Source organism: Catenulispora rubra (genome assembly GCF_015356825.1).
In the GTDB taxonomy this organism is placed as follows: domain Bacteria; phylum Actinomycetota; class Actinomycetes; order Streptomycetales; family Catenulisporaceae; genus Catenulispora; species Catenulispora rubra.
In genome coordinates this window covers 1-9218 of sequence record NZ_JAACYW010000390.1, presented here as the reverse complement: position 1 = coordinate 9218, position 9218 = coordinate 1, and the positions used below count along the sequence as shown (strand labels likewise).

The 9218-nt window shown below is 71.2% G+C and carries 8 protein-coding genes; 7 read left to right on the top strand and 1 reads right to left on the bottom strand.

From position 1 onward, the window contains the following. Window positions 1-906 (top strand): NAD-dependent epimerase/dehydratase family protein (locus GWK61_RS49895; protein WP_228564270.1); only part of this gene is annotated, 906 nt, incomplete at its 5' end. Further along, window positions 903-1403, top strand: coding sequence for a MarR family winged helix-turn-helix transcriptional regulator (locus tag GWK61_RS49890; RefSeq protein ID WP_194920852.1), 501 nt, complete (start codon window positions 903-905; stop codon window positions 1401-1403). The genes GWK61_RS49895 and GWK61_RS49890, both read left to right, overlap by 4 nt. 189 nt (window positions 1404-1592) lie before the next feature. Here the strand turns inward: GWK61_RS49890 and GWK61_RS60310 are convergent, their stop codons facing one another. Continuing rightward, the gene (locus GWK61_RS60310; protein ID WP_194920841.1) at window positions 1593-1832 is read right to left on the bottom strand and encodes a hypothetical protein; all 240 of its coding nucleotides are present in this window, start codon (window positions 1830-1832) and stop codon (window positions 1593-1595) included. Here GWK61_RS60310 and GWK61_RS49880 point away from each other — a divergent pair. The 5 genes from GWK61_RS49880 to GWK61_RS49860 form a co-directional block, all read left to right on the top strand. Next, window positions 1813-2751 carry an extracellular solute-binding protein gene (locus GWK61_RS49880; protein ID WP_194920837.1) on the top strand — a complete coding sequence of 313 codons (939 nt, stop codon included), beginning with the start codon at window positions 1813-1815 and terminating at the stop codon, window positions 2749-2751. The genes GWK61_RS60310 and GWK61_RS49880 overlap by 20 nt on opposite strands. Beyond that, entirely contained in the window at window positions 2748-4337 is a 1590-nt protein-coding gene (locus GWK61_RS49875; protein ID WP_323748125.1) for an ABC transporter permease, read from the top strand. Before GWK61_RS49880 ends, GWK61_RS49875 begins: the two co-directional genes overlap by 4 nt. A gap of 1 nt (window position 4338) precedes the next feature. Then, on the top strand, window positions 4339-5448 hold the full coding sequence (locus GWK61_RS49870; protein WP_194920835.1) for an ABC transporter ATP-binding protein: 1110 nt from the start codon (window positions 4339-4341) through the stop codon (window positions 5446-5448). 1 nt (window position 5449) lies between these two features. Beyond that, entirely contained in the window at window positions 5450-6802 is a 1353-nt protein-coding gene (locus GWK61_RS49865) for a recombinase family protein (protein ID WP_194920832.1), read from the top strand. Window positions 6803-7144: 342 nt separating this feature from the next. Continuing rightward, the coding region (locus tag GWK61_RS49860; protein ID WP_194920829.1) for a putative Ig domain-containing protein at window positions 7145-9218 on the top strand (2074 nt) is incomplete at its 3' end.

Here is a 9218-nt window from a genome sequence, read left to right as displayed (position 1 = left end):
CCAACCCGCAGAAGGGTGAAGACCATGAAAGTCGCACTCACCGGCGCCACCGGGTTCATCGGCTCGCACGTCCTGGCCGAGCTCCGCGAGCACGGCCACGAGGTGGTCGCGCTCGTCCACAACGAAGCCGGCGCCAAGACCGCTGAAGCCAACGGCGCGACCCCGGTCGTCGTCGACCTGGCCGACCGGGCCCGGGTCGCGCAGCTGCTCGCCGACACCGACGGCGCCGTGCACACCGCCAGCCCCGGCGACGCCACCAGCGCCGACGTGGACAACGCGGTCGTGGACGCCGTGATCGAGGCCTACGCCGGCACCGGCAAGCCCTACGTCCAGATCAGCGGCCTGTGGGTCTACGGCGACAACACCGCGATCACCGAGGACTCCCCGTTCCGGGCGCCGGCCATGGTGGCCTGGAAGGAGCCGATCGAGCGGCGGATCCTGGCCGCCGACGGCCCGCGCACGACGATCCTGGTGTCCAGCGTCGCGTACGGCGACGGCGGCGGTGCCGTCCCGGGCGCGCTGCTCGGCTCCCCGCGCGACGAGTCCGGCAAGCTGATCATGCTCGGCGACGGCCGCCAGCACTGGTCGACGGTGCACGCCGCCGACCTCGCCACGGCCTTCCGTCTGGCGCTGGAGACCGACGACGCGCGCGGTTACTACGTCCTCGGCGACGGCAGCAACCCGACGGTCGCCGAGATCACCGAAGCCGTCGCGGTCGCCGTCGGCGCGCCGGGCGCGGTCCCGGGATCAGTCGAGGAGGCGAAGTCCCGCTTCGGTGAGTACTTCGCCGAAGTCCTGCTGCTCGACCAGTCGACCGCGGCGGAGAAGGCGCAGCGGGAACTCGGTTGGCGTCCGACGCGTCCGAGCCTGGTCGAGGAGTTCCGGCACGGAAGCTACCGCCAGTGAGCTCGGACCCCCACGAGGGGCTCTGGCTCGACGCCGGAGAGCTGTCCGCATGGCTCGCGGTGGTCCGGTTGATGACCAGACTGCCGTGGGCCATCGACGGCCGCCTCCAACGGGACGCCGACCTGAGCATGGTCGAGTACATGACCATGGCGACGCTCGCCAAGACCCCGTCGTGGACGATGCGGATGAGCGACCTGGCCGAAGACGCCAGCGTCTCCCTGTCCCGCCTGTCGCACATGGTCCGGCGGCTGGAAGACCGGGGCTTCGTACGCCGCGAGCCAGACCCCTGCGACGGCCGCTTCACCAACGCCGTCCTGCTCCCGGAGGGGATGCGCAAGATGGAGGAGGCGGCGCCGGCCCACGTCGCGTTCGTCCGCCACCTCGTGGTCGACAACCTCTCCCCCGAACGTCTGCGCCGCCTCGGCCAGGACGCGCAGAAGATCGTGCAACGTATCGACTCGCCAGCCTCCACCGAACGGCGGTCGTCCGCGGCCTGAGCAGAAGCGGCAAGACCCGGCGATTCGATTGCTACGCCGAGGATTCGGTCATGGCCGAGAGTTCAGTCATCACTAACAGATCGGCCTATCCCGGACCGCTGCCGGAGCGCGCCACCCCGCCGCCAGTGCCCACCTTCCACCCCCCTCTTCTTCGCTTAGGCAATCCTAAGTAAGGTGTGCCTAGGCTCATCACGAGCGCCCGTCGGCCGACCGCGCCGGCAGTTCGTCGTCATCAGGGAGGTTCTCGGTGCTCACGCGTGCCGTACGGTCCGGTCGGAAGTCGGCGGGGGTGGTCCTCGGGGCCGCGTTGACCAGCGTGGTGCTGGCGGCGTGCAGCAGCAGCTCCTCGAAGCCGGCGGCGGGTGGCTCCAGTGGCGGCTCCTCATCGAGCGGCTCGGCGGGCGGCTCGGTGGCCGGGCAATCGATCACGGTGTACAGCGGCCAGCACCAGCAGACCGTGCAGGCGCTCGTGAAGGACTTCGAGACCAAGTCCGGGGTCACGGTGAACGTGCGCTCCGGCGACGAGGCCGAGCTCGCGAACCAGGTCCTCACCGAGGGCAAGGCCTCCCCCGCGGACGTCTTCTTCGCCGAGAACCCGCCGGCGCTGACCACGCTGGAGGAGAAGGGCCTGCTGACGAAGGTGAACGCGAGCACGCTGAGCGCGGTGCCCGCCTCCGACAGCGCGGCCGCCGGGGACTGGGTCGGCGTCTCGGCCCGCAGCGCGGCGTTCGCGTACAACACCGGTTCGGTGCCGGCCGCGCAGCTGCCGACGTCGGTGAAGGACCTGGCGGGCGCGGCGTGGAAGGGCAAGCTCGGCATCGCGCCGAGCGAGACCGACTTCACGCCGATCGTGACCCGGATGATCAAGTCCGTCGGCGCCGACGCGGCCAAGACCTGGCTGCAGGGCCTCAAGGCCAACGGCAAGGTCTACGGCTCCAACGAGGACCTGATAGCCGCGATCAACAAGGGCGAGATCGCCGGCGGCGTCGTGGACCACTACTACTGGTACCGCATGCGCGACGAGGTCGGCGCGGGCTCCGTGCACAGCGCGCTGTCCTTCTTCGCCGCCGGGGACCCGGGGTCGCTGGTCGACGTCTCCGGCGTGGGCATCCTGTCCTCCAGCAAGCACCAGGCTGCGGCCCAGGCGTTCCTTGCCTACTTGGTATCCCAGCCGGCGCAGCAGATCATCGCCACCTCGCAGAGCTATGAGTACCCGCTGCTGGCCGACGTGACCGCCGCGAAGCTGAACAAGCCGTTGTCGGCCGCCGGTCCCGTGGTCCCGGCCACCGACCTGGGTGACGGCAAGCAGGCTTTGGACCTGTTGCAGAGCGTCGGCCTCCTTTCGTGAGCCAGACTTCTTTTCTGAAGACGCTGGGCCCGGCGACGCTGCGTCGCCGGGCTTCCGGCGCTCCGTTCGTCCTTCCGCTGGTCGCCGCCGCGGTCGCACTCGTCGTGTGCTGCCCGCTGGTGTTCGTGGTGATGCAGGCCGGGCAGTCCGGCTGGGACTCGGTCCGCCGGCTCCTGGGCCGGCCGCTGGTCACCACGCTTCTGTGGCACACACTGGAGCTCACCGTCACGGTCACGGCCGCGACGCTGGTGCTCGGCTTCTGCGCCGCCTTCCTGACGCAGCGCACTGACATACCCTGCCGCCGCGTCTTCACGGTCCTGCTGGCGATGCCGCTGGCCGTCCCGGAATTCGTGCACGGCTACTGCTGGGTCTCGCTGTTCCCGGCGGTCCAGGGCTTCTGGGGCGCGGTGCTGGTGATGACCACCTCGTTGTACCCGCTGGTGTTCCTGCCGGTGGCCGCGACCTTGCGCCGCAGCGACGCCGCCACCGAAGAAGTGGCGCGGAGCCTGGGCCACGGCCGGTGCCGCGTCCTGTGCCGGGTGACGCTCCCGCAGACCCGGCCCGCGCTGGCCGGCGGTGCGCTGCTGGTGTCGCTGTACCTGCTCGGCGAGTACGGCGCGTTCGCGATGGTCCGCTACACCACCTTCGCCACCGCGATCTACACGCAGTTCGAGACCAGCTTCGACACGGTCTCGGCGTCGGTGCTGGCGCTGGTGCTGATCGTGCTGGCGGTGCTGGTGATCGGCGCCGAGGCCGGAGCCGGCCGGCGGCGGGGCCGCGTGGTGCGGGAGGGCGCGGCGGCCCGGCCCGCCGACCCGATCCGGCTCGGCGCCGGGCGGATCCCGGCCGTCGTGGGCCTGGCCGCCGTGGTCGGAACCACCCTCGGCGTCCCGGTGTACGCCCTCGGATACTGGCTGGCCAAGGGCAACTCCAGCACCCTGCCGTCGGCCTCGATCTGGACCGCGACCGCGACCACCGCCGGCTACGCGCTGGTCACCGCGGCCGTGGCGACCGCGGCGGCGGTGCCGGTCGCGCTGCTCGCCTGGCGGCACCCGGGGCACGTGTCGTTCGGGATCGTGCGCCTGGCTTATCTGACGCGCGCTCTTCCAGGCATCGCAGTGGCCCTGGCGGTGGTGTTCTTCGCAATCCGCTACGCGCAGCCCTGGTACCAGCAGCCTCCGATGCTGGTCGCCGGCTACGTCGTGCTGTTCTTCCCGCTCGCGCTGACCGCGGTGCGGGCCTCGCTGGCCCACGTCCCGCACGGGGTCGAGGACGTCGCGCGCTCGCTGGGCCAGCGCCGCCTGGTCGTGCTGGGGCGGATCACGCTCCCGCTGATCGCGCCGGGGCTGGCCGCGTCGTTCGCGATGGTGGCGCTGACCGCCAGCACCGAGCTGACCGCCACGCTGCTGCTGCACCCGACCGGCACCGAGACGCTGGCGACCCGGTTCTGGTCGTACACCACCGGCCTGGCCTACGGCGCCGCCGCGCCCTACGCGGCGATGATGACCGTCCTGTCCGTCCCGGCCGTCGTCCTGCTGACCCGCCGCACGCTCGGACCTGCTCGTCCGTCGAAGGAAGAAGCCTGACATGAGCGGACTCACGATCACGGATCTGCGCGCGGGCCACGGCGGCGCCGCGGTCCTGGACGGCCTGGACCTCACCGTCGAGGACGGGACGCTGGCCTGCATCCTCGGCCCCTCCGGATGCGGCAAGAGCACGCTGCTGCGGGTGATCGCCGGCTTCCACCGGTCGAGCGCGGGGACCGTCGCGGTCGGCGGACGCGTGCTGAACGACGAGCGCACGCTGGTCGCGGCCGAGCGCCGGCGCATCGGGTACGTGCCGCAGGACGGCGCGCTGTTCCCGCACCTGTCGGCCGCCGCCAACATCGGTTTCGGCCTGCCGCGTTCCGGCCGCCGCGAACGCGTCGAGGAACTGCTGGACCTGGTCGGTTTGTCAGGGCTCGGAGACCGGCATCCGCACCAGCTGTCCGGCGGCCAGCAGCAGCGCGTCGCGCTGGCGCGGGCGCTCGCGCCGCGTCCGGAGCTGCTGTTGCTGGACGAGCCGTTCGCCGCCCTGGACGCCGCGCTGCGCACCGAGGTGCGGGCCCAGGTCGCCGACACGCTGCGCGCGGCGGGCGCGACCGCGATCCTGGTCACGCACGACGTCGACGAGGCGCTGTCGTTCGCCGACCTCATCGCGGTGCTGCGCGCCGGTCGGATCGTGCAGGCCGACAGCGGCCACGCGCTCTACCACCGGCCCGCCGACGCCGAGATCGCGCGGACGCTCGGCGAGGCCAACCTGCTGCCGGCGGTCGTGCGCGGCGAGGTGGCCGAGACGGCGCTGGGTGCGCTGGCCTTGGAAGACGGCTACGAAAGCCGGGGTGGATCGCCGACGGTCATGGTGCGCCCCGGACAGCTCCGGCTCGGTGCGGACGGCGCGGGTACCACCGAGGCGCGGATCCTCGACTCCCGGTTCCGCGGCACCGACTGGCGCGTCGAGCTGACCCTGGAGGACAGCCACATCGTGGGCCCGCCGCTGATCGCGTACGTCGCGGAAGCGCCGCCGGCGACCGGACAGCGGGTACACATAGGCGTCAATGGATACGCCTATCCGATCGGTACCTCGGGCGATCCGAAGAACGCCGTCTCCTCCGATGGTCAGCCCACGAAGGTGACCACCAGCGCCGTCGCGTCCTGACATGGCCGAGCAGCAAGATCAGGCGGAGCGCGGCGCACTCTACTGCTGTGTCCCGCACCGGGCCGACGCCGACCAGGCGCCGATCGACGCCCAGGAACGGCAGGGCCGCGCGCTGGCCGCCACGCTGGGCATCAGCGTGCGGTCGGAGCTGGTGTTCGCCGACCGGCAGCGGGCGATCTGGCAGCCGGAATCCGACCGGCCAGGCTGGACCGCGCTGCTCACGGCGGTCCGGGAGGGCCGGGCGCGGACGGTTCTGGTGTTCCGGCCGTCGACGCTGATCCGCCATCGACCCGCCGACGTGGTCGAGTTGCTGACCCTGGCGAAGACGAAATCGGTGGCGTTGCACGGTTTCGGCGATGCGGTGGATTTGAGCAATCCTCAGATTCGCGGGTCCGTACTTGAGCAAGCGCGCCAACTGAGCCACACGTCCGCGGCGCTGTCGGATTCCGTCCGCGCGGCGCACCGTCTGGCCGCGGAGTCCGGACAGCCGCACGGCGGCGGCCGCCGCGCCTACGGCTACGAGACGGGAATGCGGGCCCTGATTCCGGGCGAGGCGCGGGTGGTCCGGGAGATCTACACGCGGTACCTCGACGGCGAGAGCCTGCGCGCCCTGGCCTGGGACCTGAACACCCGCGGCGTGCCGACCTCCACCGGCAGCACCTGGACCACGACCGGCATCGACCGGATCCTGCTGGCGCCGCGGTACGCCGGGCTGCGGGTCTTCCGCGGCAGTGTGGACCGCGAGGAGGGCGGGCTCCGTCCGGGGACGTGGGAGCCGTGCGTCAGCGTCGAGGACTGGCGCAGCGCGCAGAAGGAGCGGGCGGCGCGGGCCGCGGCCCATGCCGGGCACCGGAAACGTGCCCACTACCTGCTGACCGGGCTCGTCATCTGCGGCCAGTGCAACGTCCACATGGTCGGCTCGATCGTCGGCGACTACCGGATGTACGCCTGCGCCTCCTTGAACAGTCCGCTGCCCCGCACCTGCAAACTCCACATAGCCGCGGCCTCCTTGGAACGTTTCGTCAGCGAAGCAGGGGTAGACCTGCTGACCGGCTGGGACGGCCCGATCGACCTGGACGGCCCGGTCAGCATGCGGCGCGGACGGGCCGAGGCGCCGGCCGGCCGCCTCGACGGTTTCCGTCGCGACCACGGGCAGGTGGACCTGCGCGACATCCGCGCGCTGGACGGCGTGGCCACCGGGCCGGACGCGGCGTCCGAATGGCAGCGGTTACCGGAGGCGCGGCGGGCGGCGGTGCTGCGGGCGTTGTTCGCGGCGGTCGTGATCGGGCCGAAGACGACCGCGCGCAGCGTCTTCGACACCAGCCGCATCACCTTGGTACGCGGCGATCCTTGACCCGATCCCCGGCCTTGACGAGTCCGGGGGCAGCGGATATATGAACCCTGAGGTACTACGCGGCGTAGCACTGCTGGTACCGGACGCGGCGCGCGTCCGGTCTCGACCAACCCCCGATTCTTGACCTGACAGAAAAGTACGCAGGCAGAAAGCTATTACCGGCGCGTAGCTCTTCTACGGTAGCGAGTGGGTTTGTATCTACAGACTTATATGAGAGGCCGTTGACCGACCATCTCCCTGGCGCTAATTTCCCCTCCAGATCGATCGGGCTCATCCCCTGCCGAACGGCGGCGGGCCTGACAAGGCGTGCCGCCACCCCACACCGAGAGGGAAACCATCCCCGTGAGAATCAGTTCACGCCTGCGCGCGACCGCGCGCCTGGCAACAGCCGTTGCCCTGGGCAGCGCGCTGGCCGTCGCCGGCGCCTCGGGGGCCACCGCCTCCCCGGCCCCGGCCGCGACCACCTCGGCATCCGCAAACCTGATCGCCGCAGAGGCCGCCGGTTCCGCCCACGCCTCACAGCCGGCCGTCACGGCCGCGAACCAGGGCTCCTCGCACGCCTGCTCCGCCGTGATCGTGATCGGCCACCAGTCCTGCTTCGCCCTGAAGCGGAACGGGGTCGGCGTCTCGGCGGCGGCGGTCTCCCCGAACGCCATCCCCTCCGGCGTCGGGTACGGGCCCTCGCAGCTCCAGTCGGCCTACAACCTGACCTCGGCTGCGGCCTCGAACGGCGCGGGCCGCACCATCGCGCTGGTCGACGCCTACGACGACGCCAACGCCGCCTCCGACCTGGCCGCGTACCGCTCGGCCGCCGGCCTGCCCGCAGGCACCTTCACCAAGGTGAACCAGAACGGCCAGACCTCGCCGCTGCCCTCGGCCCCGCCGGCCGGCGACGACTGGACCCTTGAGTCCTCGCTCGACCTGGACATGGCCTCGGCGATCTGCCCGCTGTGCAAGATCGTGCTGGTCGAAGCCAACGACGACTCCAGCAACGGCCTGTTCATCGCCCAAAACACCGCCGCCAGCCTGGCCAGCTACATATCCAACTCCTGGGGCGGCTCCGAATCCTCCACCGAAACCTCCCAAGACTCCAGCTACTTCACCCACGCCTCCGGCATCGTCACCACCGTCTCCGCCGGCGACTCCGACTACGGCGTCAGCTACCCGGCCACCTCCCCCAACGTGGTCTCCGTCGGCGGCACCAACCTGACCACCTCGTCGAACTCCCGCGGCTGGACCGAATCGGTGTGGAACACCACCACCGGCTCCGAAGGCACCGGCTCAGGCTGCTCCGCCTACGAGGCCAAGCCCTCGTGGCAGGCCGCACTGAGCCTGCCCTCCGGCTGCTCCAACCGCATCGACAACGACGTCGCCGCCGACGCCGACCCCGCCACCGGCGTCGCCGTCTACGACACCTCCAACGGCAACACCGGCTGGAACGAAGTCGGCGGCACCTCCGCCTCCTCGCCGATGGTGGCCGCGATGTTCGCCCTCGCCGGCAACGCCGGCGCCACCCCCGCCCAAGACATCTACCAGCACACCGCCAACTTCTACGACATCACCTCCGGCAACGACGGCAGCTGCACCCCCGCCTACCTGTGCACCGCCGAAACCGGCTACGACGGCCCCACCGGCATCGGCACCCCCAACGGCATCACCGGCCTGCAGACCGGGAGCAGCACCGAGACCGTGTCGGTGACCAACCCCGGCACTCAGACCTCGACTCAGGGCACTGCCATCAGCACCCTGCAGATCTCCGGCTCTGACTCCGCCGGCAAGTCGCTGACCTACTCGGCCACCGGCCTCCCGGCCGGCCTGTCGATCAGCAGCTCCGGAGCCATCACCGGCACCCCCACCGGCACCGGCACCTCGTCCGTGACCGTGACCGCATCGTCCGGCACCGCCTCCGGCTCGACCTCCTTCACCTGGACGGTCAACCCCTCGGGTGGCACTGAGACGGTCTCGGTGACCAACCCGGGTAACCAGACCTCGACTCAGGGCACTGCCATCAGCACCCTGCAGATCTCCGGTTCCGACTCGGCGGGCAAGTCGCTGACCTACTCGGCCTCCGGTCTCCCGGCCGGCCTGTCGATCAGCAGCTCCGGAGCCATCACCGGCACGCCGACCGGCACCGGCACCTCGTCCGTGACCGTAACGGCGTCCTCCGGCACCGCCTCGGGTTCCACGACCTTCTCCTGGACCGTCAACGCCTCCGGCGGCGGCTGCACCGCAGCCCAGCTGCTCGGCAACCCCGGCTTCGAGACCGGTAGCGCCACCCCGTGGACCGCCACCTCCGGTGTCATCAACAGCGACACCACCTCCGAGCCCGCCCACTCCGGCAGCTACGACGCCTGGCTCGACGGCTACGGCACCACCCACACCGACACCCTGTCCCAGAAGGTCAGCATCGCCTCCA